Here is a 24,460-nt window from a genome sequence, read left to right on the forward strand (position 1 = left end):
CGTGGCCTTTTTGTTTGAGTGGACCTTCCCACTCACGCGACGTCATCCTCGCCCTTGTGGCGAGGATCTAAGCCGCTTCAACATATTCCACGTGGATAGGTGCTTGGGTCAAGCCCGAGCACGACGGAGATCGTATTGGCGCTCTCCTACAACCGAGCCTTCGTGCTGCGCGGCGTCGCGAGCACCAAATTCGTCTCGGTCGCCGTGATCCCCGGCACCAGCCGCACCCGCCGCAACACGTTGTCGAACTCGGCAAGCGTCGTCGTGCCCAGTTCGGCGATCAAGTCCCAGCGCCCATTCGTGGTGTGGATTTCCGAGATTTCCGGAAATCCGCCGAGCGCCTTGATGACCCGGTCTGCCGCTCTCCCCTCGATCTCCACCATCATGATGCCGCGCACGGGCAACTCGACGGCATCGGCTCTCAGGATGACGGTATAGCCGAGAATGCTGCCGTCCTTTTCGAGCTTTTCCATGCGCGAACGCACCGTGGCACGCGACGACCCCAAGTCCGCAGCAAGGTCGGAAATACTGCGCCGGGCGTTGTGTCGCAAAAGCGTCACGAGTTTGCTGTCAAAATCGTCCATGCTCGAATTGGCCGCCAATCATGCCATTTTGATAAGCCAATTTAGGTAATTTGGCAAATTGGATTGTTCAATCCGCCAGCCTCTCGTGGTCCACTCATCGTAACGGAGATAAAGACATGCATTGCAAACTGATCGGTATTCCCCTGCAGGATGGCGCGACACAGCTGGGCTGCGAAATGGGGCCGAGCGCGCTTCGAACCGCCGGACTCGAGGCCGCACTCACGGAACTCGGCCATCAGGTGACCGATCTCGGCAATGTCGGCATCTCCAAGCTCCCGGACATCACGCATCCGAATGCCGCCGTCCGCCGTCTCCCGCAGATCATCGCCTGGACGGAGCTGCTGACTGAACTCGCCTATCGCGAAAGCGGCGAAGGCATGCCGATCTTCCTCGGCGGCGATCACGCCATTTCTGCCGGCACTGTCACAGGCGTCGCGCGCCGCGCTGCGGAAACCGGCCGACCGTTCTTCGTGCTCTGGCTGGATGCGCATACGGATTTCCACACGCTCGACACGACCACCAGCGGCAACCTGCACGGCGTTCCGGTTGCCTATTTCACCGGACGGCCGGGTTTCGAGGGCTATATGCCGAAGCTTTCCCATCGGGTCGATCCGGCCAATATGTGCATGATCGGCATCCGCAGCGTCGATCCGGCCGAGCGTACGGCGCTTCGCGAAAGCGACGTCACTGTCCACGACATGCGTGTGATCGATGAGCACGGCGTTGCCGCGCTCCTGCGCACTTTCCTCGAAAAGGTCGAAGCGGCCAACGGTCTGCTGCACGTCAGCCTCGACGTGGATTTCCTCGAGCCGACTTTCGCCCCGGCCGTCGGCACCACCGTGCCGGGCGGCGCGACCTTCCGCGAGGCGCATCTCGTCATGGAAATGCTGCATGACAGCGGCCTCGTGACGAGCCTCGACCTAGTCGAACTCAACCCCTTCTTGGACGAGCGCGGCCGCACCGCGACCCTGCTCGTCGATCTTACCGCCAGCCTGATGGGCCGCAAGGTCATGGACCGACCGACGAGGAGTTTCTGATGCCAGCACCCGCCAACCTGAACATCGTACCGTTCATCAGCGTCGAAAACATGATGGACCTCGTCGTCGCCACCGGCGTCGAGACATTCCTGGTCGGGTTGGCGGGCTATATCGAAGATGATTTTCGTCGTTGGGAAAGTTTCGACAAGATTCCGCGGGTTGCTTCCCATTCGAGAGACGGCGTAATCGAGCTGATGCCAACCAGCGACGGAGTGCTTTACGGCTTCAAATACGTCAACGGCCACCCGAAGAACACCAAATCCGGCCTGCAGACGGTGACGGCGTTCGGGGTGCTCTCCGATGTCGACAGCGGTTATCCGCTGCTGCTTTCCGAAATGACCATCCTGACAGCGCTTCGCACCGCCGCGACCTCGGCGATCGCCGCGAAATATCTGGCACGCAGGGATGCGCGCACTATGGCACTGATCGGCAACGGTGCCCAGAGCGAATTCCAGGCACTGGCTTTCAAGTCGCTCATCGGCATCGATCGCTTGCGGCTTTACGACATCGATCCGGAAGCGACCCTCCGATGCCGCCGCAATCTTGAAAAATTCGGCTTCGAGATCGACGCATGCAATTCCGCCGAACAGGCCGTCGAAGGGGCCGACATCATCACCACGGCGACCGCCGATAAGCACAATGCCACGATCCTGACCGATAACATGATCGGCCCCGGCATACATATCAACGGCGTCGGCGGCGACTGCCCCGGCAAGACGGAGATGCACCGCGACATCCTGCTGCGCTCCGACATTTTCGTGGAATTTCCGCCGCAGACGCGGATCGAAGGCGAGATCCAGCAGCTCTCGCCGGATCATCCAATCACCGAACTCTGGCGTGTCATCGCCGGTCACGAACCGGGCCGCCGCTCGGAAAAGCAGATCACACTGTTCGACAGCGTCGGCTTCGCGATCGAGGATTTTTCCGCACTTCGGTATGTTCGCGACAAGGTGAGCGGTTCAAGCTCCATCAACCAGCTCGACCTGCTTGCCGATCCGGATGAGCCGCGCGACCTGTTCGGCATGCTGCTCAGGCGTCAGGCACTTCTTGCCTCTGCCTGAAACAACAGGTATTCATCACTTGCCGCCGCTCTCCTTGGCGAAGCGGGCGATATCCGCATGGGTGCCGAACCAGACGCCGTCATGGCCCTGGATATGACGGATCAGTTCTTCCAGCACGAAAATGCGGGAACGGTAACCTGTTACATGCGGGTGCATGGTCAGCAGAAAAAGCCCCCCTTCCTGGTAAGCACGGTCGAATTCGCGCTTGAAGATGTCGAGTACGGCGGTTGGCGGCGTATAGGGGCGCAGCGCCGTGAAGCGGTTCATGTTGAAATAGACCGCATCGTCGCGGATCCATTCGACGGGCAGTTCGACGATGCCGGTCGGTTCGCCGTCTTCGACGAGTTCATACGGATCGTCGTCGGCCATCAGTGAAGAATCGTAGAGGAGGCCGAGTTCACGCTCGATCTTCAGCGTCTCGTAGGAGAAATCCCAGGATGGCGTGCGCATGCCGACCGGGCGGATGCCGGTGATCTTTTCCAGCGTATCGGCGGCGCGGAAATGCAGTTCGCGCTCCTTCTCCGGCGGCACCTTGGTGTTCACTTCGTGGATCCAGCCATGCAGGCCTATCTCGTGGCCTTCTGCGATCACCTGCCGCTGTTCGTAGGGATAAAGAAGTGCGGCGACGGCCGGCACGAAGAAGGTGGCCGGCACATCGGCATTGCGCAAGGTTTCGAGAATGCGCGGCACACCCATGCGGTTGCCGTACTGGCCCTGCGACATGCGGCCGATGGATTCACCGCCGTCGCGCAGTTCGTTGGTCTCGTGATCGCTGTCGAAGGAGAGCGCCACGGCACAGCGGGCGCCATCCTTCCATGCCTTCGGCTTCAGCGAACGGCCAGCACGCACCTTGTTGACCTTGCCTCGCCAGATCGCTTCATCCCATTCCCACGGTTCCATGTGCCTGCCCTCCCTTTTGTCATTCGGCTGCCTGCGGCAGCACGGGAACGGCTGCGAGCAGCCGCTTGGTGTAATCATGCTGCGGATTGTCGTAGATCGTACCCGCTTCGCCTTCCTCGACTATTCTGCCGCGATACATGATTGCGACGCGGTCACAGAGGTGGCGCACGATCGACAGGTCATGGCTGATAAAGATCAACGACAGGTCGAGTTCGGCGCGCAGGCGGATCAGGAGGTTGATGATCTGCGCCTGGATCGACACGTCGAGCGAGGCGACCGGCTCGTCACAAACCACGACATCCGGCTGCATCGCAAGCGCCCGAGCAATCGCGATACGCTGCCGCTGGCCGCCGGAGAACTGGTGCGGGAAGCGGTTGGCGAAGGTCGGATCGAGGCCGACCGCCGCCAGCCATTGCCTGACATAGTCCGGCGCCTCCGCCCGTGTCACCAGCCGATGCGCGAGCGGACCTTCGGCAAGAATATCGCCGATCCGCATGCGGCCGTTCAGCGAAGCGAACGGGTCCTGAAAGATCGTCTGGATGCGGGTGGTGATCTTTCTGGCGCCGCGGCCTTCGCTCATGACCGGCTTGCCGTTGAGACGAACGGAGCCGGACGTCGGAACTGCGATGCCCGCCGCCACGCGCCCGAGCGTCGATTTGCCGGAGCCGGATTCGCCGACGAGGCCGAGCACTTCGCCTCGCTTCAGGGTGATCGACACGCCGTCGACTGCCTGAACGACCGGCAAAGGCCGGAAGATGCCCGACTTGATGGCGATCTCCTTGAAGAAACCCATGGGTTTCTGGAAGCGCTTCACGGCATTGTCGATGACGAGGTAAGGGCTGCCGAGCGGCGGCAGGTCGGCGGTGGCCGACTTGCGCGGCGGCGGGGCGGCATCCGCAATACCGGCGCCGCGCAGCAAGAGCTGGCCCGGCTTGGCGCGGGAGGGCAGCGCGTCGAGCAGCGCCTTGGTGTATTCGTGCTGCGGCTTTGTCAGCACGCCGAATGCGGGCCCGAGTTCGACGATATGCCCGTGGCGCATCACCGCAACGCGGTCGGCGAGCGACGATACGACGGCCAGGTCATGGCTGATCCAGATCAGCGCGGTGCCGAGTGCGGCCACCAATTCCTTCATCTCGGCAAGGATTTCCGCCTGCACCGACACGTCGAGAGCGGTTGTCGGCTCGTCACAGATGATCAGCTTCGGCCGATGCAGGAGGGCGATGGCGATCGCCACGCGCTGGCGCATGCCGCCGGAAAACTGGTGCGGGAAGAAATCCACTTTCTGTTCCGGCTCGGCGATGCGGACTTGAGCCAGTGCTTTGACCGCCCGTTCGCGGGCGTCGGCGGCGCTGATCTTTTCATGAGCTTCGAGCGCCAGCTTGATTTGCGTGCCGATGCTCAGCACCGGGTTCAGCGTCATCATCGGGTCCTGGAAGACCATGGAAATGGTCTTGCCGCGGATGGCGCGCAGTTCATGCGAGGGCAGACCGATCAGTTCCCGGCCTTCGAGCCTGATCGAGCCTTCGACAATACGGCCGGGTTCATCAATCAGGCCGATGATCGAGAAGCCGGTGATCGACTTGCCGGACCCGGATTCGCCGACCAGGCCCAGCACTTCGCCCGGCGCGACCGAGAACGAGACACCATCGACGGCCTTCACTTCGCCGCGCGCGCTCGGGAACCAGGTCTTGAGGTTGGTGACTTCCAGAAGTGGACCAAGGGGCGCAGCTGTCATCGGCGAAGCCTCGGGTTGAGCTGGTCTCGCACCTGGTCACCGACAAGGTTCAGCGAAACGATGAAGATGATCAGTGCGAGACCAGGATAGATGGAGATCCAGTAACGGCCGGAGAGGAGATATTGGAAGCCGTTGGAGATCAGCATGCCGAGCGACGGCTCGGTCGGCGGCAGGCCGACGCCGAGGAAGGAAAGGGTGGCTTCGAGCGAGATCGCGCTCGCCACCTGCACGGTCGCGACGACGATCAGCGGCGGCAGCGAGTTCGGCAGGATATGCTTCAGCACGACGCGCAGCGGCGAGAGCGGGATGGATAATGCCGCTTCCACATAATCCTTCTGCCGTTCGGCCGATGCCGCGCCGTGCGCCGTGCGAGCGAAATAGGCGTATTGGGCGAAGATCAGCGCCATGATCAACTGGTAACGGCCCTGCCCCAACAGTGCGGCGATGACGAAGGCGAGCAGGATCGCCGGGAAGGAGAGCTGCAGGTCGACGATGCGCATGACGAGGCTTTCGAAACGCCCGCCGATATAGGCGGCCGCGCAGCCGATGACGGCGCCGATGGTGAAGGCGATACCGCCGGCGATGACGCCCATCTGCAGCGAGATGCGAAGGCCATAGATGATGGCGGACAGGAGGTCGCGGCCTTGCGAATCCGTGCCGAGCCAATGGGTGTAGCCGCCGATGCCGACATAACCCGGAGCCCGGCGTGCATCACGCAGCACGAGGCTGGTCAGGTCATAGGGATCCTGTGGGGTGATGAGAGGCGCGGCAAGCGCGGTCAGCACGATCAGCAGAACGACGATGGCGGCAATGGTGGCGGTCTTGTTGCGGAAGAACTCTTCCAGAAAGCGGCCGAGCAGAGTGTCCCGCATGGCAATGTCAAACATATCAGGCCCGTCCCTTTCTCAAGCGGGGATCGAGCAGCGCATAGGTGAGATCGACCACGAGGTTGATGACGATGAACAGGAAGGCGACGAGCATCAGGTAGGCGACCATGACCGGACGGTCGAGCGAGGTAATGCTGTCGATGATGAGCTTGCCGAGGCCAGGCCAGGAGAAGATCGTCTCGGTGACAACCGCAAAGGCGAGCGTCGAGGCGAGTTCGAGGCCGAAGACGGTGACGAGCGGAATGGAGATCAGCCGTAATACGTGGCGGCTCAGCACCGTGAACTCAGAGAGGCCGGCGGCGCGGGCGAATTTCACCGTGTCGCTCAACATCAGTTCGCGGGTGCCGGCGCGGGCAAGCCGGATCATCAGCGAGAACTTGAAGAGCGACAGGTTCAGCGCCGGCAGGATGAGATGCGCCCAGCCATCGGCCGTGAGGAAGCTGAACTCGACACCGAAAAGGCTGGCCGTATCGCCGCGTCCGCCCGCCGGCGTAATGCCGAACTGCACGGCGAAGACCATGATCAGCATCAGGCCGAACCAGAAGGTCGGAACCGAAAAGCCGAGAATGGAGATTGCCATGATGGCACGCGAAAGGAGGCTGTGCGGCCGGTAGCCGGCATACATGCCGATCGGGATGCCGGCGAGGCTTGCGAAAATCACCGCGATCAGCGTCAGTTCCAGCGTTGCCGGCAGGCGCGACAGGATCAACTCGCTGACCGGCATGTTATAGACCAGCGAGCGGCCGAAATCGCCATGGAACAGGCGTCCGAGAAAGGCGAAATACTGGTGCCAGAGCGGCTGGTCGAGGCCGTATTGAGCAATGACTGCGGCGCGGATATCCTGCGTCGCGTCCGGCGAGATCAACACGTCGATGGGATTGCCCACCGCATAGACGCCGCAGAAGACGAGCACCGACATCGCGAAGACGACGATGACCGCCTGCCAGAGGCGTTGCAAAATGAAAGCGAACATACGTTCCCCGTTCTCTCCCGCTGCCGATCTTCCGTAGGCTTGACGGGCCGAAATTGTGCCTGCGCGTTTCGCGTCGGCCTTAGTGCCAATTGCCTTCCAGAAGTTCGCGGGTCTCCGCGACCGCGACGTCCCAGATCGCCAGCATGTCCTCGTCCGGACGCTGGTAGAGGCCATGATAGTTGCCGTCGCCGAGCATCTCGCGCTTGCGGGCAGCATCGATGCGAGCGAGGCGGGCGAAGTCCACCTTGGGCTTCGAGGTCGTCGGCTGGCGCTGATCGGTCGTGCGCGTCCAGGGGAAGTTCTCCATCCAGGAAGCGTGCGAGGCGGCCGGATCAATCTCATGAACCTTGGCAAGCGTCTTCGGCGCCCGCCACCAGTCGTGAAATTTCACCGAACTGTCCGGATGAGTATTCATCCACTCGGACAACAAAGCGGTGATCGGCGTGTTGCCGCCATGACCGTTGACGATGAGGATGCGGCGGAAACCGGAGCGATGGATGCTGTCCATCAGATCGCGAATGACGCCGATATAGGTCGACAGCGACAGCGTCAGCGTGCCCGGGAAGGTCGCAAAGGACGAGGCAAGCCCATAGGGCACGACCGGGAAGACCGGAATGCCGAGCGGCTCGGCCGCATCGAGCGACACTTTTTCCGCGAGGATCATGTCGGTCGCGAGGCTCAGATAGGCATGCTGCTCGACACTGCCGATCGGAAGCACACAGCGGTCGTCTTCGGACGCTCGTTCCTCCACCTGCATCCAGTTCATATCCGCGATCTTCATAAAAATCCCCACTTCGCTCGCCTTGCGCAAAAACTGATCAAAATCCTGCGTCTACGCACAAAAAATGTGCCTTGACGAGCATTGCGTTCATCAAGAGCAACGTTCCATACGGAACTAAAAAATGAGATTGACAGTCAATTAAACTGTCGTCAAGTTCCATACGGAACAAAACTGGAAGCGGATTTTGCGGAGGCAGATTGTTTTGCAACTGGAACTCTCAACCTTCGACGCACTCCTTCGCCAAGGCGGAAAGATCTCTGCCGGGAAGGATTCCGTCGATCCCTTGGTTGCCGTGAAGCTGTGGGAAAATCCCTGCTGGCTCTCCTTCCGCATCAATTTCCTGGCGCTGCAGTTCAATGTGCCGATCTATCGCTGGACGGAGAAGGAATTCGGCCTGCCGCGGCCGGAGTTCGTGGTGCTCTATTCGCTCGGGCTCTCCGACGGGCTGACGGCAAGCGCCATCTGCAGCTCCTCGGGCTTTCCGAAGAACACGATCAGCCGGGCGATCCAGAAGCTGATCGACAAGAACATCATCCGCCGCGAAGTCGATCCTGCGGACCTGAGAAGCTTCGTCCTTTACATCACGGACGAAGGAAAGCGCATCGTCGACGCAGCCATGCAGCCGATGGTGGAGCGGGAGAAGGCCATGCTGTCGGGCCTTACTCCGGCGGAAACGCTGATGCTCTCCGAACTGCTGGCGAAGGTCGTCGTGAATTCACCCGTCTCGCCGCCAATGATAAACACAGAGGAGAACGAAGAATGACACTTTATAAGGCATTCCGTACTTTTGCACTTACTGGCGCGCTGGCCGCCGCTCTCGCAACCAGTGTGTCCGGCATGGCTCTCGCCGCAGACCTGATGATCGGCGTTCGCGCCGGTCCGCTTTCTGTCGATCCGCACTTCACCGCAGCCGGTACGCATGCCGAAGCGGTGAAGCACATCTTCGACTCGCTGGTGAAGTCCGGCAACAATCTTGAGCTTGAGCCCGGCCTTGCCACGAGCTGGACCGCGATCGACAGTAATACCTGGGAATTCAAGCTTCGCCGGGGCGTCAAGTTCCATGACGGTTCCGACTTCACCGCCGAGGACGTGAAGTTCTCGATCGAGCGCATCCCGGCCGTCACCGGCCCCAACCCGACGACCATCTACGTTCGTCGCGTCCGTGGCATCGAGATCGTCGATCCCTACACGATCCGCATCAAGACCGATGGCCCGGCGCCGAACCTGCCGAACGACTTCATCCGCCTTTTCGTCGTCTCGCACATCGCCGCGAAAGACCATTCGGCCAATGCCGACAAGGCTGCGGAAGGTTTCAATTCCGGCAAGGCGGCGATCGGCACCGGCCCTTACAAGTTCGTATCCTGGACACCGAAGGAGCAGCTCGTTCTCGCCAAGAACGATGCCTATTGGGGCGAGAAGGAACCTTGGGATAAGGTCACCCGCAAGGAGATTCCGAACGATGCGGCCCGCGTCGCTCAGCTGAAAGCCGGCCAGATCGACCTCATCTCTCGTATCCCAGCCTCCGACGTGCCGACACTGGAGAAAGATTCCAAGGTCAGCGTCGTCAAGACGGATAGCGTCTACCTGTTCAACATCGCCTTCGACTTCCGCGAAAAGCCGCCGCAGGTCAGCGCCAAGGACGGTTCGGCCCTCCCGAAGAACCCCTTCCTCGACCCCAAGGTGCGTGAAGCCTTCGATCTGGCGATCGATCGCGAAACGCTGACCGAAATCGCCATGGAAGGCATGGGCGCCGTTCAGTCGCAGCTCGTCACACCGAACATCTTCGGCTGGAACCCCGCGGTGAAGCCGACCAAGGCCGATCCGGCAAAGGCGAAGAAGCTTCTTGCTGACGCCGGTTACCCGAATGGCTTCAAGGTAACCTTCTCCTTCACCAACGATCGTCTGCCGGGCGACAAAGATGTCGGCACGACGATCGCTCAGATGCTGACTGCCGTGGGCATCCAGGTCGAGGCGAACGCCCAGCCGGGCGCCGTCTTCTTCCCGGCCAACACACGTGGCGATTACTCGATGACGATGTCCGGCTGGGGCACGCTGACGGGCGAATCGAACTATACGCTCTCGTCGCTCGCCCATTCCAACGATCCCCAGACCAAGCTCGGCGCCTTCAACCTGCGCGGTTACGTCAACAAGACGATGGACAAGCTGATCGAGGATGCGGCCGTCGAGATGGACACGAAGAAGCGCGAGAAATTCCTGATGGACGCCAATGCACTTGTCACGACCGACCGCCCCTATCTGGCGATCGCTTCGACCGTGTCTGCCTGGGGCATGAAGAAGGGTATCACCATCGTACCGCGTTCCGACGAGGACACGCTGGCGATGAACATCCGCCCAGCCAAATAGGCTTTCCCAACGTGCAGCAACTGGCCGGGCTCTGCCCGGCCTTTTTCTGAAAAGATATTGGATTGGCAGCACGAAAGTTGTGCGCCGACAGGGAGATAGACCGATGGGGAAGATTGCGCTGGCGATCCATGGCGGCTGCGGCGTTATGGCCAAACTTGACCTCAGCGAGGGGGAATGGGCCGCGTCGCGCGTCGATCTCGGCCGGGCGCTGAGGGCCGGCTGGGATATCCTGACCAAGGGCGGTTCTGCGCTCGATGCGGTACAGGCCGCAGTCGTCGTTATGGAAGATTCGCCGCATTTCAATGCCGGTTACGGCGCGGCACTCAACACTGAAGGCAAGCATGAGCTCGATGCCTCGATCATGGATGGCCGGACGCTGGAGTCCGGTGCCGTGACGCTCGTCCGGCGCATCCGCAACCCGATCAAGGCGGCCCGCAAGATCATGGAAAAGGGTGACGCTATCCTGCTCGGCGGTCCGGCGGCGGACGAATTCGCTCGGCAGGCAGGCCTCGATATGGTCGAGCCTGATTATTTCACCACCGAAAGGCGCATCAAGGCGCTCGCGGCCATGAAAGCGCATGCGGAAGCCGGTACGGCGGCGAAGGCCAGCGAGGCGGAAAAACATGGCACGGTCGGCGCGGTGGCGCTCGACGGCGCAGGCCATCTGGCGGCAGCAACCTCCACCGGCGGTTACAACAACAAGCCAGACGGCCGCATCGGCGACACGCCGATCATAGGTGCCGGCACCTATGCGCGCGACGGAGCCTGCGCGGTTTCCGGCACCGGCAAGGGCGAGTATTTCATGCGCTATGCGGTCGGCCACGAAGTGGCGGCACGTGTCTCCTATCTTGGCGAAAGCCTGGAAGCGGCTGCCGCCAAGGTCATTCAGGAGGACCTGAAACGGCACAATATCGGCGCTGGTCTCGTGGCTGTCGATGCGGATGGTTCGATCACCGCGCCCTATAATACCGACGGCATGTTCCGAGGCTGGGTGACGCCGGAGGGCGAGTTCTACGTTGCCACCCATGGCGAGGTATTCCATATCCAGCCGGCGTAACTCCGGTTTGAACATCCGTCTTCGAAAGGCGCCGGATGATCCTGCGGCGCCTTTCGCATAGCCGCGGCAGGCTCCAGACCTCGCCAATTACTTGCCGCCGTCCACGCTGATCACCTGTCCGGAAATCCAGCCTGCAAAATCGGAGGCGAAGAACATGACCATGGCCGCGATGTCGTCCGGGGTTCCGAGGCGCTTCAGCGCGATGTTCTGGAGAAGCTTGGCCTGCCCCTCCTCACCCATCGCTTCCCACTGTTTCTCGGTCGACGGATTGGAGCGGACGAAACCCGGGGCCACGTTATTGACGGTGATGTTCCACGGCCCGAGCTCATGGGCGAGCTGGCGGGTCAAGCCGATCTGGCCGGCCTTGGCGCTGGCATAGGCCTGAATGCCCGTCAGCGAGATGCCGAGACCGGCGCCGCTTGAAATATTGATGATGCGTCCTGCTTTTTTCCTCTTCATGGACGGCGCCACCGCCTGCGCCATAAAGAAGGCGCCGGACAGGTTGACGTCGAAGATCGTCTGCCAGTCGCTCTCGGAAACCTCTTCTATAGGCCGGCCGACTTGTCCGCGCACGCCGCCGGCATTGTTGACGAGGATATCCACATCACCGAGGCTGGCGACGAGCGCCTGCACATCCGTGCGGCTGCCGATATCGAGAATATGAAGGGTGGCATTTCCTCCGCAGAGTTTCACGGTCTCCGTTAATCCCGCCGCATTGACGTCGCAGGCATGCACCGTGGCGCCGCGGCTCGCGAAACTCTGCGCGATGGCGCGGCCGAAACCATGCGCCGCGCCGGTGACGATCACGACCTTGCCTTCGAAGGAAATGTTCATGCCGCGGCCTTCGAAAGCTCGTCGAGATTTGCAAGGTCGAGCGACCGCTTGCCGTCCTCGATCTCGTGGATCATGGCAATCAGGCGTGCGGTGAGCGGCGTCGGAACACGCGATTCCCGCCCGATCTCGACCACCGGCAGGACCTGTGCGTCGACCTCGGTCTTCCGCTTGCGAATGGCGAGATCCCGCCAGATGCCGGAATGGGATTTTGCCGATTTGCGGTTATGCGCGACCATGTCATCGAAGGACTGAGCGGTTTGCTCCGGCGTAGCCAGAGGACCGAAAGCAGTCGGATCGAAGCCGTCAAAGGCCTCCGTCCGGATATTGTTGATGGCTGCGACCGTCGCCACCTCCAATGCGAGCTTGCGTAGCACCGGCCTTGCCTTCTCATTGGCGAGCACATCTGCAATGCTGTCATTGGTCAGCGCAGTGCCGAAAAGCAAAGCGCCGTAGATCAGCTTGCCCCAGAGGAAGCCCCAGATGTTGTTGGTGATCAGCGCCCTTGGCTCGAAGGCCTTCATCACGTCGTAGATGCTCTCGGCACGATCGGTGAAACGGCCGTCGAGCTCGCCGATAACCACTGCCCCTTGGCCGCTATATTGGACGACGCCAGGTTCCAAATAGTCCGCGCCGAAATTGACGAAGCAACCGATGACACGGTTCTGACCGGCGATCCTTGCGATCACCCGCTCATTCAATCCATTCTGTGCCGAGACGACGTAACCATCCGGCGCCACATGTTCGACCAGCGCCTTTGTCGCTTCTTCGGTATGATGGGCTTTGACGCAGAGGAAGGTACGCTGAAAGACGCCTTCGACCTCCTCCGGCAGACAGGCCTTCGCCGGCACCACATCCTCAAATATCGGACCGACGATCTTCAGCCCCTTCCCGTTGATCGCGTCGACATGTTCCTTCACGCTGTCGACGAAGATCACTTCTTGGCCGGCGCGGATGAGGGCCGCACCGAGCGTTCCGCCGATCGCTCCGGCGCCCCAGATCAAGATCGGTTGACTCATGCCCATTCTCCTTCAAGCAGTGCCCGGGCTTTCCCGACCGCGACATCCTAAATTGCCCCATCACCGATAGACGATATGCGACATTGCCGGAAGCCACGCCGGCAATGTCGCGCCTGTCGAACTCTATCATCTGGCGGGAAGTTCACGATAGGCGTTATCCGGCCTTCAACCTGCTTCACGCTGCCCCTACGACATCCGGTGAGGTTGTTTTAGCCGGACTTCCGGCTGCGGAGTTTATTTCACCGCTCCCGCCGTCATCCCATTGATGAACTGGCGTGACAGGACGATGTAGACGAGGATCACCGGCGCCGAGGACAAAAGCAGGCCGGCGAAGAGCACGCCCCAATCGGTCGTGTATTCTCCCATGAACGTCGTCAGGCCCTGCGGCAGGGTCTTCAGAGCGTCCTTCTGGATGAAGATCAGCGGGAAGAAGAAGTCGTTCCAGATGGGCACGACGTTCTGGATGCCGGAAATCACCAGTGCCGGCCGCACCAGCGGCAGCATGATCGACCACATGATCCGGGGTTCGCTGGCGCCGTCCATGCGGGCGGCATCCTCCAATTCGTTCGGAAGCGTGCGGATGAAGCCGGTCATGATGAAGACGGTCGTCGGCAGGCCCATCGCCACGTAGATAATGACAAGCGAAAGCTGGGTGTTGAGGATGCCGAGATCGCGCATCAGGATGAAGAGCGGAATGATCGCAAGCTTCAGCGGCAGCGTCAGACCCGCCACAAAGAACATCAGCACGAAACCAGAGCCGCGGAAATTGTACCGCGCGATGCCATAGGCGGCCATCGTGCCGAGCGTCAGGATGAGGACGATCGACGAACCGGTGACGATCGCTGAGTTTATCAGGTAGCGCAGGAAGTTCGTCTCGCTCCAGATCTTCACGAGATTTGCGACATTCGAGAAATCGGGGATCGAGAACGGCGATTGGAAGATCTGGGCGTTGGTCTTGAAGGCCGCGAAGAACATGATGACGAGCGGCCCCAACATCACGATCGTGTTGAGGATCAGGATGATCTGGATCAACCCGTCGCGGCCGAGCGTCTGCAGAATGCCGCGGCGGTCGTAATAGGTTTCCGTCGCCGCGCTCATATCTGAATCTCCCGTGCACGCAGGCGGAAGGTGATGAAGCCGGCGACGATGGCGATGAACAGGAAGATCAGCACGGCCAGCGCGCTGCCGGCGCCGAAATCCTGGCCTGAACCGGACTGGTCACCGAAGGCGGTGCGATAGAAATAGAGGCCGAGAACATCGGTCGCCTTGTGCGGCGAACCATCGACGCCGGCCATGATGTAGGGCAGTTCGAACCAGTTGAACGAGCCGACGAAGAGCAGCGTGAAGACGACCGTCGCGCTCGGGGCGACCAGCGGCCAGACGACCTTGCTGATCTTCACCCATTCGCTTTCGGTTTCCATGCGCACGGCATCAAGGATTTCGCCGGGAATGCGCTGCATGCCGGCGAGGAAGACGAGAGTTGGGAAACCGACCATGTGCCAGGCATTGGCGATGATCAGTGCCCAGAGTGCCGTCGTATCCTGGCCTAGCCAGGGCTGCGCCAGGCCACCAAGGCCCGTGCCGCGAAGCGAGATGTTCACAACGCCGAAGAGGGGGTGGAGAAAGAGCTTCCAGAGAAAGCCTACGATGATGGTGGACAATACGACCGGCAGAAAGACCGCGACGCGGTGGAAGGCTGCACCCGGAAGCTCGCGCCAAAGGCAATAGGCAAGCAGAAAGCCGACGCCGTTCTGCAGCACCATCAGCGCGAAAAAGACGAGCACGTTGTGCAGGAAGGCGTTCGCCGTCCAGTCTGCATAGGGCTGGGTGAACAGGACCTTGTAGAAGTTCGCGAAGCCGACGAATTCGCCCCGCGCCAGCCCGTGCCACTGAAAAAAGGCATAGGCGAAGGCGGAGATGATGGGATAGACGACGAACAGGGCGACGAAGGCCAGCGGCGGCACAATCAGCGCCGTAATCCATAGACGTCGCGCCAGCAGAGGCGATCCGGGCATCACAAGTCCTTGGGGTTGGGAAGAGGAGGAGCGGCCAAGAGCGGCCGCTCCGCAGTCTGCATCATTTTTTGAAAGGCGCGTACCAGGCTGCGAGGCCGGTCGTCAGGTTCTTGCCGACCTCTTCCGGGGTCGCCTTGCCGCTCAGGAGCTTCTGGATCTCGCCCTGGAGCAGGACGGAACCGGATGGTTCGCCGAAGCGGAAATGCACCAGCATGATGTAAGGGATGGAGTGCTTGTTCAGCTCCGCAACCTCGCCCAGCAACGCATCCTTGAAGGTCACACCCGGCACAGCCGAAATGTTGTTCAGGTCGTCGGCAAACATCTGGCCGAATTCCTGGCTGGCGAGGAAGTTGACGAATTTCAGCGCAGCTTCTTTCTTGGTGGTCTTGGCGTTGACCGCATAACCGCCGTCGAAATACTGGGCGACCAGCTTCTCGTCGCCTGCCTTCATGCCCGGCATGGCGAAGATGCCCATGTTCATCTTCGGGTTCTGCTTCTTGAAGTTGGCAAGCTCATAGGACCCGCCGACGAACATGCCGGCCATGCCGGATGCAAAAAGCTGCTGGGACGATGCGTAGTCGAGGCCGATGAAACCGTCCGGGAAATACTTGGTGATCTCCTTGAGCTTGGCGAGCGCTCCAACGTAACGCTTGTCGGTGAAGTCGGTCTTGCCAGCCATCAGGTCGTCATAGAAACCTTTGCCCATCAGCGTGGAGGCAATGCCGCCGACCATGACTTCGTTCTGCCAGGCGGTTGCCGTACCGTTGCCGAAAGGCATAACGCCGGCAGCCTTCAGCTTTTCAGAAGCCTTGACGAGATCGTCCCAGGTTTCAGGCTCCTTCAGGCCGTTCTTGTCGAAGATGTCCTTGTTGTAGATCACCAGCATGGTCTGGCTGGCGAAGGGCACCGCGTAAGTGATCTTGCTGGAACGCACCGTTTCCGCTGCGACCGCGGCGGGCGCGAACTTTTCGAGCGCCGGAACATTGGTCTTGTCGAGCGGCAGCAGATAACCGGCATTCGCGACGTTCTCCAGGCCGCCATAGGCGCGGGCGAACATGATGTCAGGACCTGCCCCTCCGGCAAGAGCCGTCGAAAGAATGGTATTGTAGTTGGTGGCCTCGAACGTCTCGAACTTCACGGTGATACCGGGGTTCTTCGCTTCGAAGGCCTTGATGAACTTCTCGTACTGGGCCTTGTCTTCCTGGCGCCAGCTCCAGAAGGTCAAATCCTCTGCCAGCGCAGGCAGGGCCGTTGCCAAAGCTCCCAAGGCGACGATTGTCTTCATAATCAGCTTTTTCATCGTGTTCCTTCCTCTCTTCTATTCAATAGTAGACGAATTCGGTTTCAGGCCGCCAACCTCTCCCGCGTTGACCGGCTGAAATAGTGAACTGCTTCCGGCGCCACGCCGACGACGACCGGCGTATCCGGCCTGAGATCGACGCCGGCTGATCCGCGCACGCTGATCAGCGTTCCGTCACCCAGCCGCACGTAGACATAGGTGTTTTCGCCCAGGTACTCGGTGTAGACGACGGTACCGCGGAAACCGGCGGCGCTCGTGTCGGTATTGACGGACAAAGCGTCCGGGCGCACGCCGAGCACCAGTTCCCGCTCTTCCGATCCGGGCAGGCGTGGCAGTTTCAGGGATCCGGAACCGGCAAGGCCGAGACTGTCGCCATCACGTGCCACATCGAGGAGTGCCATGCGCGGCGAACCGATGAAAGTCGCGACGAACGTGTTCGCCGGTCGTTCGTAGAGTTCGCGCGGGCTGCCGAACTGCTCCACCCGGCCGTTGTTCATGACGACGATCCGGTCAGCCAGCGTCATCGCTTCCACCTGGTCATGGGTGACGTAGATGGTTGTACCGCCGATCTCCCGATGCAGCCTGGCGATTTCCAGGCGCACGTCGGAACGCAGTGCCGCATCCAGGTTGGAGAGCGGCTCGTCGAGCAGTAGGACCTTCGGCTTCCTGACGAGCGCGCGGCCGATCGCCACACGCTGGCGCTGACCGCCGGAAAGCTCTCTCGGCTTGCGCTTCAGAAGCGGGTCGAGTTTCAGCATCTTCGACGCCTCGTCGATGCGCTTGTCGATCTCGGACCTGTCGAGGCCCATCAGCCGCACGCCGAAGGCCATGTTCTCGTAGACGTCCATATGCGGATAAAGCGCATAGGACTGAAACACCATGGCGATGCCGCGACGCGACGGCGCCACTTCGTTCATGGGCCGGTCCTCGATCCGGAACTCCCCGCCGCTGATCGTGTCGAGTCCGGCGATCAGCCTCAGCAGCGTGGACTTGCCGCAGCCCGAGGGGCCGACGAATACGATGAACTCCTTATCGGCGATTTCCAGGTCGATGCCATGCAGCACGTCGACCGTGCCGAAGCTTTTCTTGATGCCGCTCAAGGTCATTCGAGCCATGAATTATTCCGTCCTCGTCAATTCGCAGCAAGGTCGCCGGCGAGCGCTGAAAGCGCATTCGCCGTTTCGACCGGATCGCGGTGAACCATGCAATGCTGCCATCCGACCTGGCGCGCCGCGATGACGTTTTCCTCGATGTCGTCGATGAAGAAGACTTCTTTCTCATCGCACCGCTCCGCCTCGAAGACGTGCCGGAAGATCATCTCGTCCGGTTTTTCCAGTCCCATGTCCTGAGACAGGTATGCGTGGTCAAAAAAGCCTTCGCCGAGGATATTCTCGCTGATATAGCGCCAGTGAATGGCCTGGTTGTTGCTGAGGCAGACGACGCGGTAGCTCTGCCTGAGGCGCCGCACGAAATCGATGAAACCCGAAAACCCTTCAGCCACATAGGCATGCTCGGCCTCGTAGACGCTCTCCTGCGGCACATCGAACACATCGGAGAGAGCCCGCACATAGTCGGCTTCGGCGGAATGTCCTAGCCGGAAAGCGCGGAAGAGCGCTTCCGGCGCCTCCGCGTAACGACTGGCGGAACGCGCGCTTCCACCCCTCGATATGGCGAGGTCGCGCGAAGCCGGATCGAGCTTCACGAACACACCGCCGATATCGAAAATGAAGAGCTTTTCCCGTTTGTCCATTGCCGGTTCCAGCGTTAACCCCTCTTAACCCTTGCTTGACAACCTATTGGATAATTCCGGCCTGTCAATTCAGATTGGAATTTTTTATTCGTCTTCGGATTTTTCAAGGCGTTGAATGATTTCATGGCTGTTCCGCAACCCTTTGGAGGGATGAGGAGCTGTTGAACAAAAGTGCGTATGTGTCGGAAATCTCTGAAGATTGGACGAAATTAAGGGTGTGGGAAGGATAGGTGGAATATTAAATTCTCAAACTTGTTGTCACGTGGAATTTTCTATCGTAATCTTTCGGCAGTGAGAGCCGCTCCGCGGCGAGACCAGCGGAGGAAGACCGTGTCGGAACATGTGCTTGTTTCTGAACTCGATAGGCTCGTCTCGGAAGGCCGCAATCCCCGCAGTCTCGATATAGACGTGCTGCCTACGCTCGATATCGTCCGCCAGATCAACAACGAGGACAAAAGCGTCGCTTACGCGGTCGAGGAAGTGCTTCCGGAGATTGCGCGCGCCGTGGACATCATCGTTGAAGCGTTCAAAGCCGGCGGAAGACTGATCTATGCCGGGGCCGGCACGAGCGGGCGGCTCGGCGTGCTCGACGCCTCCGAATGCCCGCCGACCTTCAGCGTGCCGGAAGGCATGGTGATCGGCCTCATGGCCGGCGGACGGGAGGCCGTATTTCGCGCCGTGGAAGGAGCGGAGGATGATGTCGAGGGCGGGCGCAGGGCGCTCGAAGAGGTCAGGCTGACGGAGAAGGACGTGGTCGTCGGCATCGCGTCGAGCGGCCGCACGCCCTTCGTCATCGGTGCCCTGATCCATGCACGCAAGATGGGTGCAAAAACCATATCGCTTTCCTGCAATCCGAATTCCGAAATGGCTCCGCTTGCCGATATCGCGATCACTCCGGTGGTCGGGCCGGAGATCCTCACAGGCTCGACGCGGCTGAAATCCGGCACGGCGCAGAAACTGGTGCTGAACACGCTCACCACCACCGCCATGATCAAGCTCGGCAAGACCTACGGCAACCTGATGGTCGATCTCAAGGCGAGCAACAGCAAGCTGGTGGCGCGCGCCTCGCGGATCGTGATGCAGGCGACCGGTTGCACCGCGCAGGAAGCGAAGGCAGTCCTCGATGAGACGAACTATGACGTGAAGGTTGCGATTCTGGTTCAGATGACGGGAATGGACGTAGAGGCGGCGATCGCGGCGCTAAAGGCGAATGGCGGCTACATCCGCCAGGCGATGACACCCGCCAGCTCCTGAGGGAGCCGACAATATGACCGGAAGTAGCGCCGGCCCAAACGTCGCATCCGTGGCAGAGCGGGCATTCGGCCTCGCGGGCGTCATCGACCGGAACGGAACCGACGGTTATTTTGCCATGACCAGGCATAGCATACCCGAACCGCGGCCTATGCGCGGCGACACACAGTTCGATTTCACATCGCTTACCAAGGTGACCTTCACCACCACGCGGATACATCGGTTGGCCGTCGAAGGCGGGATCGATCTCGACGCACCGAACATCTCGGCCCGCGGTTCAGACCGCGCAATACCGTTCCTGAATATCCTTGTCGGCAAGCAGCGTGGCCGCGTCGCTGCGATAGACGATCTCGCCCTGATCGACGATGACGGCCCGGTCGGCGAGCTTCAGCGCCCATTCGACATTCTGCTCGACGAGGAGCAGCGTCATCCCCTCCTCCCGCAGCCGCCGAAAGAGCACGCCCATCTCCTCGACCAGCACGGGCATGATGCCTTCCGATGGTTCGTCGAGCAGGATCATTTTAGGCCGAGCGATCATAGCGCGGGCGATCGCCAGCATCTGCTGCTCGCCGCCTGACATCGTCACCCCTTCCTGATGCAGCCGTTCCTTCAGGCGCGGAAAGCTGCGGGCGATCTCCTCGATCGCGGCACCTTCGTCTATGCGCTTGCGGTCGGCCACCAGCCCGAGCTGAAGATTCTCCAATACGGTCAGGCCCCGGACGATGCGCCGTTCCTCCGGCACATAGGCCAGGCCGCGAGCATACCGGTCATGGGCCTTCAGCCGAGAAATATCTTCACCGTTGAACCTTATGCCTCCCGTAGTGCGCGGCATCAGGCCCATGACCGAGCGGATGACGCTCGTTTTTCCTGCCCCGTTTCGGCCGACGAGAGCAACGATCTCACCGGGCTCCACGGAAAAGGAAACTCCATGCAAGACATGGCTTGCGCCGTACCAGCCGTTCAGGCCTTCGATTTCAAGCATAGCCATCGTTCTGTCCCAGATAAACGCGGCGGACTTCGGAGTTCGCCTGGATTTCCTTCGGTGTGCCATCCGCCAGGAGTTGGCCGTGATGCAGCACGAGAACCCGGTCGCTCAAACCCAGAATCATCTTCATCTTGTGCTCGACCAGCAGAATGGTGCGGTCTACCGCGAGTTTCTCGATCAGCGCGACCATTTCGCGGGTCTCTTCCGGCCCCATGCCGGCAGTCGGCTCGTCGAGCAGCAGCAGGGCGGGGTCCGCAACGAGGGCTATGGCGATCTCCAGCGCCCTTTGTTGCCCATGGGCCAGGAATTTCGCAAGCATTCCTGCCCGGGCCGACAGGCCGACGGAGGCAAGTGTTGCGGCCGCCTTCTCTTCGATATCCTTGTACAGATCGCGGTTGGTCCAGATGTTCAGCCGCGAGCGGAAGGCCTGCGCGGCAACCCGGACATTCTCGATAACGGTCAGGTTCGGGAAGATGTTGGTGATCTGGTAGGATCGGGCGATGCCCCGATGCACATAATCGTGCTGCGGCACCCCTGCCATATCCGCGCCACGGAACCTGAGGGTTCCGGTCGAAGGCTTCAGGGCGCCGGAGAGGATGTTGAAGAAGGTGCTCTTGCCCGCGCCGTTCGGGCCGATAATCGCGGTGATCTGCCCTTCCCTGAAGTCGGCCGTGACGTCCTTGAGTGCGACGAGCCCGCCGAACTGCTTGCCGATGCCGGCAACGCTCATGATCGGTGTGTTCATCGGCTTTTCCACCAGGATATGAGCGTACCCCAGATGCCCTTCGGCAGATAGAGAACGAAGAGAATGAAGATCACCCCAACGATGAGCTGCCAATTGGAGGTCCAGAGCGAGAAGACGTCTTCCATCGACAGGAAGGCAAGTGCGCCGACAAAGGGACCGAAGAAGCTGCCGGCACCGCCGAGCAGGGTCATCATCACGATCAAGCCAGAGGTGTGATAGTGCAGCGAGTCGAGCGGCACGATCGACAAGTGCATGGCTGATAACGTCCCCGCGAGCCCGCAGAGAATGCCGGACAATACGAAGGACAGGAGCTTGGTCCGCTCGACATCGTAACCGCAAGCGCGGGCGCGCGTCTCGTTCTCGCGGATTGCCTCGATCACGGCGCCGAACGGCGAGTTGAGCACGCGTGAGACGAACCACAGCGCCAGCGCCACGATGACCATGATCGCATAATATTTGATCATGGGATCGAGGAAATTCAAAGAAAAGCCAGGGAAATTCAGCACGCTCACGGTAAAGCCGCGAAGGCCGTTTTCACCACCCGTCCAAGAAGATGCCTGGAGCGCCGAGTAGTAGACGAGTTGCGAAAGCGCCAGCGTTACCATCGAAAAGTAGATGCCGCGGGTGCGGATCGCCAACACTCCCATGATGACCGAAAGCACGGCGGCCACGGCAAGCCCTATCAGCATTGCTGCGAACCAGTTCACGCCGAAGGCGCCGATCGCAATCCCGGTCGCATAAGCGCCGGCTCCGAAGAACGCCGCGTGGCCGAAAGACAGCAGACCAGTGTAACCGAAGAGAAGATTGTAGCCGACGGCGACGAGACCATAGATCAGCACATTCACCGCAAGCGCCTGCGAAGGTAATATCCAGGGCAGGATGCAGAGCGCCAGGACGGAGAGCGGTACCCGCCAGCGGTTCACGTTGGAAAACAGCGTCGCGAAACCGCCCCGCGTGGGCGTCGCGGCAATTTCGGCGTCTCTCACGATGGACATGGTCAACTCCTCAAAGCCCGGGCGCCGCGCGGCCATAAAGGCCGTTCGGACGCACCAGCAGGATGAGCGCCATCAGCGCGAACATCACGATCGTTGCCATTTCCGGCGCAAAGAGCGAAGTCATGCTGACCGCGACGCCGACGATGAGCCCTGCAACCACAGCGCCGGCCAGGGAGCCCATGCCGCCGATGACGGTGACAACGAAGGCTTCGGCGAGCACCAGCGTGCCCATTTCCGGGCTAACATTGCGCATCGGCGCGGCGAGTACGCCCCCGAGCGCGGTGATGCCGACCCCGATGCCGAACACGACCAGCCACAGTTTGCTGATATCGACGCCGAGCACCCGCATGATCAGCGGATCTGCCGATCCGGCCCTCACGATCAGACCGAACTTCGTCTTTTCGAGACCGATCCAGAGAAGCAGCAGCACCGTGCAGACGACGCCGATGACGAAGAGGCGGTAGAGCGGAAAAAAGCCGATTCCGAGGTTTACGACGCCGCGTAGCGCTGCCGGCGTGGAAAAGGGAATGCCGTCGGTGCCGAAGAGGATGCGCACCGCTTCGACCAGCACGTAGCCGAGGCCGAAGGTCAGTAGCAGCGGATCGTCCGGCGAGCGGCCGTAAAGGGGGCGGATGAGGAACCGCTCGATGAGCATGCCGAACAGGCCGATCAGCACCGGCGCCAGCACGAGAGCCCACCAGAAGCTTCCCGTCAGTCCGGCCACGTAAAGGCCCGCATAGGCGCCCACCATGAACAGCGCGCCATGCGCGAAGTTCACGATGCCCAGCATGCCGAAAATGATCGACAGGCCGAGCGCAACCATGATCAGGACGGCGCCGAGGGCGAGACCCGAAAACAGCTGCATTGCAATCAATTGGACAGTCATGACCTCATCCGTCCCAGGTATCAGCTCTTGAAGCCGAGTTCGGAGCAGCTTCTCAGCACGCCCTCAGATGCGGGCTCGTTGGCGATGATCTTGAAGAGATCGGCATCCGACTTCATGGCGCTCTTCGCCTTCGATTCCAGCACGAGGACGGACTGTACCGACTGGTGGTCGCATTTGCGATAGGACTGCTCGCCCTTGGCGACGTCGTATTTCAATGTTTCCAGTGCCGCGATGACCTTCTGCGGCTCGGTTCCGCCCACCTTCTCGATGGCCATGAGCAACGACGCGACGCCGGTATAGCCATAGGCGCCATAGTCGGTCGGGATGGCACCCTTGTACATCGCACGGAAGGCATCGTTGAACGCCTTCGCGAAAGGCACGGTCGCTTCGAGGCCCCAATAGTAGTTCGCGCCGCCGACGACGCCTTCGAAGACTTCCGGATCGACCGCAAGCCGCTGGTTGTGCAAGAGCACCGGCACGACGATCTTCATCATGTCCTTCACCCCGAAATCGACCGCCTGCTTGATCGAATTCGCCTGGTCGCGGCCGAAATTGCAGATGCACAGGATATCCGGCTTGAGCGACAGGATGGTCGGGATGAAGGTCGAATAGTCTGCGGCACCGAACGGATGGAGGATCTCGCCGACGGTTTCCGCGCCGATCTCCTTGGCCGCCCGCTTGAAGCCGCGCAGCATCTCATGGCCATAGGCATAGTCGGCCACCAGATAGACGACCTTCGAACCCTTCTTGAAGGTATGTTTTGCGACAACGGCGGTCGTCATCGTCGGGTTCAGCGCCTCGTGGAACGTATAGGGGCTGAAGTCCTTGATCTCGTTGATCGTATCCGACTGGCTGATCGAAATGTAGAGCATGTTGCGGGCACGGGTGACTTCGTTGACCGCGAGCTGCACGGCGCTCGAAAGCGCGCCGACCACCGCGTGCACCTTGTCCTTCTCGATCAGTTCAAGCGTGCGCGTGGCGGCCTCGCCGGCATTCAGCTTGTCATCGCGCACGAGAAGCTCGACCTTGCGACCGGCAATGCCGCCCTTGTCATTGGCGAGCTTGACGGCAAGCTGGGCGCTGCGCACCTGATCGTTCGCTTCGGCCGCGAAAGGCCCCGTAAGCGGCGTCGGGAAACCAATGCGTATGGTTTCCGCCTGTGCCCTTGCGATCCACGGCATCGAAAGAACACCGGCAGTGCCCGCCAGGCCCAAAATTGCGGCGCGGCGGCTGATCTGCCGTAAGGCCAGTTTTTCAATTCCCTTTGTCATAGTTGTCCTCCTCCTCTCGGACATCCAGTCATG

The 24,460-nt window shown here is 60.8% G+C and carries 24 protein-coding genes; 6 read left to right on the plus strand and 18 right to left on the minus strand.

Annotated elements, in window-relative coordinates:
* Window positions 1-146 precede the first annotated feature (146 nt).
* Window positions 147-584, minus strand: a complete 438-nt coding sequence (locus DMO26_RS02195; RefSeq protein ID WP_117190525.1) for an Lrp/AsnC family transcriptional regulator — start codon at window positions 582-584, stop codon at window positions 147-149.
* Window positions 585-700: 116 nt separating this feature from the next.
* On the opposite strand from DMO26_RS02195, the gene rocF reads away from it, so the two are divergent.
* The gene (gene rocF, locus DMO26_RS02200) at window positions 701-1,621 is read left to right on the plus strand and encodes an arginase (protein WP_117190367.1); all 921 of its coding nucleotides are present in this window, start codon (window positions 701-703) and stop codon (window positions 1,619-1,621) included.
* Window positions 1,621-2,682 carry an ornithine cyclodeaminase gene (locus DMO26_RS02205; RefSeq protein ID WP_117190368.1) on the plus strand — a complete coding sequence of 354 codons (1,062 nt, stop codon included), beginning with the start codon at window positions 1,621-1,623 and terminating at the stop codon, window positions 2,680-2,682. The genes rocF and DMO26_RS02205 overlap by 1 nt, the downstream gene beginning before the upstream one ends.
* A 15-nt stretch (window positions 2,683-2,697) precedes the next feature.
* Here DMO26_RS02205 and DMO26_RS02210 read toward each other — a convergent pair whose 3' ends face one another.
* The 5 genes from DMO26_RS02210 to DMO26_RS02230 all read right to left on the minus strand — a co-directional run bounded on the left by DMO26_RS02210 (window position 2,698) and on the right by DMO26_RS02230 (window position 7,958).
* On the minus strand, window positions 2,698-3,582 hold the full coding sequence (locus tag DMO26_RS02210; protein WP_117190369.1) for a polysaccharide deacetylase family protein: 885 nt from the start codon (window positions 3,580-3,582) through the stop codon (window positions 2,698-2,700).
* 19 nt (window positions 3,583-3,601) lie between these two features.
* Window positions 3,602-5,317 carry a dipeptide ABC transporter ATP-binding protein gene (locus DMO26_RS02215; protein WP_117190370.1) on the minus strand — a complete coding sequence of 572 codons (1,716 nt, stop codon included), beginning with the start codon at window positions 5,315-5,317 and terminating at the stop codon, window positions 3,602-3,604.
* The gene (locus DMO26_RS02220; protein WP_226951157.1) at window positions 5,314-6,204 is read right to left on the minus strand and encodes an ABC transporter permease; all 891 of its coding nucleotides are present in this window, start codon (window positions 6,202-6,204) and stop codon (window positions 5,314-5,316) included. Before DMO26_RS02220 ends, DMO26_RS02215 begins: the two co-directional genes overlap by 4 nt.
* Window position 6,205: 1 nt before the next feature.
* Window positions 6,206-7,177 carry an ABC transporter permease gene (locus tag DMO26_RS02225; RefSeq protein WP_117190371.1) on the minus strand — a complete coding sequence of 324 codons (972 nt, stop codon included), beginning with the start codon at window positions 7,175-7,177 and terminating at the stop codon, window positions 6,206-6,208.
* A gap of 79 nt (window positions 7,178-7,256) precedes the next feature.
* Window positions 7,257-7,958, minus strand: a complete 702-nt coding sequence (locus DMO26_RS02230; protein WP_117190372.1) for a creatininase family protein — start codon at window positions 7,956-7,958, stop codon at window positions 7,257-7,259.
* A 202-nt stretch (window positions 7,959-8,160) separates the two neighbouring features.
* On the opposite strand from DMO26_RS02230, the gene DMO26_RS02235 reads away from it, so the two are divergent.
* From DMO26_RS02235 to DMO26_RS02245, 3 genes are all read left to right on the plus strand, one after another.
* Entirely contained in the window at window positions 8,161-8,721 is a 561-nt protein-coding gene (locus DMO26_RS02235; RefSeq protein WP_117190373.1) for a MarR family winged helix-turn-helix transcriptional regulator, read from the plus strand.
* Window positions 8,718-10,322 carry an ABC transporter substrate-binding protein gene (locus DMO26_RS02240; protein WP_117190374.1) on the plus strand — a complete coding sequence of 535 codons (1,605 nt, stop codon included), beginning with the start codon at window positions 8,718-8,720 and terminating at the stop codon, window positions 10,320-10,322. Before DMO26_RS02235 ends, DMO26_RS02240 begins: the two co-directional genes overlap by 4 nt.
* Window positions 10,323-10,425: 103 nt before the next feature.
* Entirely contained in the window at window positions 10,426-11,379 is a 954-nt protein-coding gene (locus DMO26_RS02245; RefSeq protein ID WP_117190375.1) for an isoaspartyl peptidase/L-asparaginase family protein, read from the plus strand.
* Between the two features lie 87 nt (window positions 11,380-11,466).
* Here DMO26_RS02245 and DMO26_RS02250 read toward each other — a convergent pair whose 3' ends face one another.
* The 7 genes from DMO26_RS02250 to DMO26_RS02280 form a co-directional block, all read right to left on the minus strand.
* Entirely contained in the window at window positions 11,467-12,213 is a 747-nt protein-coding gene (locus DMO26_RS02250; RefSeq protein WP_117190376.1) for an SDR family NAD(P)-dependent oxidoreductase, read from the minus strand.
* Window positions 12,210-13,229 carry a ketopantoate reductase family protein gene (locus DMO26_RS02255; RefSeq protein ID WP_117190377.1) on the minus strand — a complete coding sequence of 340 codons (1,020 nt, stop codon included), beginning with the start codon at window positions 13,227-13,229 and terminating at the stop codon, window positions 12,210-12,212. Before DMO26_RS02255 ends, DMO26_RS02250 begins: the two co-directional genes overlap by 4 nt.
* Before the next feature lie 234 nt (window positions 13,230-13,463).
* Window positions 13,464-14,327, minus strand: a complete 864-nt coding sequence (locus DMO26_RS02260; protein WP_117190378.1) for a carbohydrate ABC transporter permease — start codon at window positions 14,325-14,327, stop codon at window positions 13,464-13,466.
* Complete coding sequence (locus DMO26_RS02265) at window positions 14,324-15,244, minus strand: carbohydrate ABC transporter permease (RefSeq protein ID WP_117190379.1); 921 nt, start codon at window positions 15,242-15,244, stop codon at window positions 14,324-14,326. Before DMO26_RS02265 ends, DMO26_RS02260 begins: the two co-directional genes overlap by 4 nt.
* 61 nt (window positions 15,245-15,305) lie before the next feature.
* Window positions 15,306-16,544 (minus strand): extracellular solute-binding protein, encoded by a 1,239-nt coding sequence (locus tag DMO26_RS02270; RefSeq protein ID WP_117190380.1) that lies wholly within the window; start codon window positions 16,542-16,544, stop codon window positions 15,306-15,308.
* Window positions 16,545-16,588: 44 nt separating this feature from the next.
* Window positions 16,589-17,659 carry an ABC transporter ATP-binding protein gene (locus tag DMO26_RS02275; protein WP_117190381.1) on the minus strand — a complete coding sequence of 357 codons (1,071 nt, stop codon included), beginning with the start codon at window positions 17,657-17,659 and terminating at the stop codon, window positions 16,589-16,591.
* Between the two features lie 17 nt (window positions 17,660-17,676).
* Window positions 17,677-18,294, minus strand: a complete 618-nt coding sequence (locus DMO26_RS02280) for an HAD-IA family hydrolase (RefSeq protein WP_117190382.1) — start codon at window positions 18,292-18,294, stop codon at window positions 17,677-17,679.
* 330 nt (window positions 18,295-18,624) lie between these two features.
* Between DMO26_RS02280 and murQ the strand changes: the two genes are divergently transcribed.
* A complete protein-coding gene (murQ, locus tag DMO26_RS02285) occupies window positions 18,625-19,548 on the plus strand; it encodes an N-acetylmuramic acid 6-phosphate etherase (RefSeq protein ID WP_117190383.1) in 924 nt (307 codons plus the stop codon).
* Between the two features lie 274 nt (window positions 19,549-19,822).
* Here murQ and DMO26_RS02295 read toward each other — a convergent pair whose 3' ends face one another.
* From DMO26_RS02295 to DMO26_RS02315, 5 genes are read right to left on the minus strand one after another with little or no spacing between them, the layout of a single operon-like run.
* The gene (locus tag DMO26_RS02295) at window positions 19,823-20,527 is read right to left on the minus strand and encodes an ABC transporter ATP-binding protein (protein WP_162894681.1); all 705 of its coding nucleotides are present in this window, start codon (window positions 20,525-20,527) and stop codon (window positions 19,823-19,825) included.
* Entirely contained in the window at window positions 20,520-21,275 is a 756-nt protein-coding gene (locus tag DMO26_RS02300; protein ID WP_117190385.1) for an ABC transporter ATP-binding protein, read from the minus strand. The genes DMO26_RS02295 and DMO26_RS02300 overlap by 8 nt, the downstream gene beginning before the upstream one ends.
* Entirely contained in the window at window positions 21,272-22,270 is a 999-nt protein-coding gene (locus tag DMO26_RS02305) for a branched-chain amino acid ABC transporter permease (protein ID WP_117190527.1), read from the minus strand. Before DMO26_RS02305 ends, DMO26_RS02300 begins: the two co-directional genes overlap by 4 nt.
* Before the next feature lie 10 nt (window positions 22,271-22,280).
* Entirely contained in the window at window positions 22,281-23,156 is an 876-nt protein-coding gene (locus DMO26_RS02310; protein WP_117190386.1) for a branched-chain amino acid ABC transporter permease, read from the minus strand.
* A gap of 20 nt (window positions 23,157-23,176) precedes the next feature.
* Window positions 23,177-24,427 (minus strand): ABC transporter substrate-binding protein, encoded by a 1,251-nt coding sequence (locus tag DMO26_RS02315; protein ID WP_117190387.1) that lies wholly within the window; start codon window positions 24,425-24,427, stop codon window positions 23,177-23,179.
* Window positions 24,428-24,460: the final 33 nt, after the last annotated feature.

Source organism: Rhizobium terrae (genome assembly GCF_003425685.1).
GTDB lineage: Bacteria > Pseudomonadota > Alphaproteobacteria > Rhizobiales > Rhizobiaceae > Neorhizobium > Neorhizobium terrae.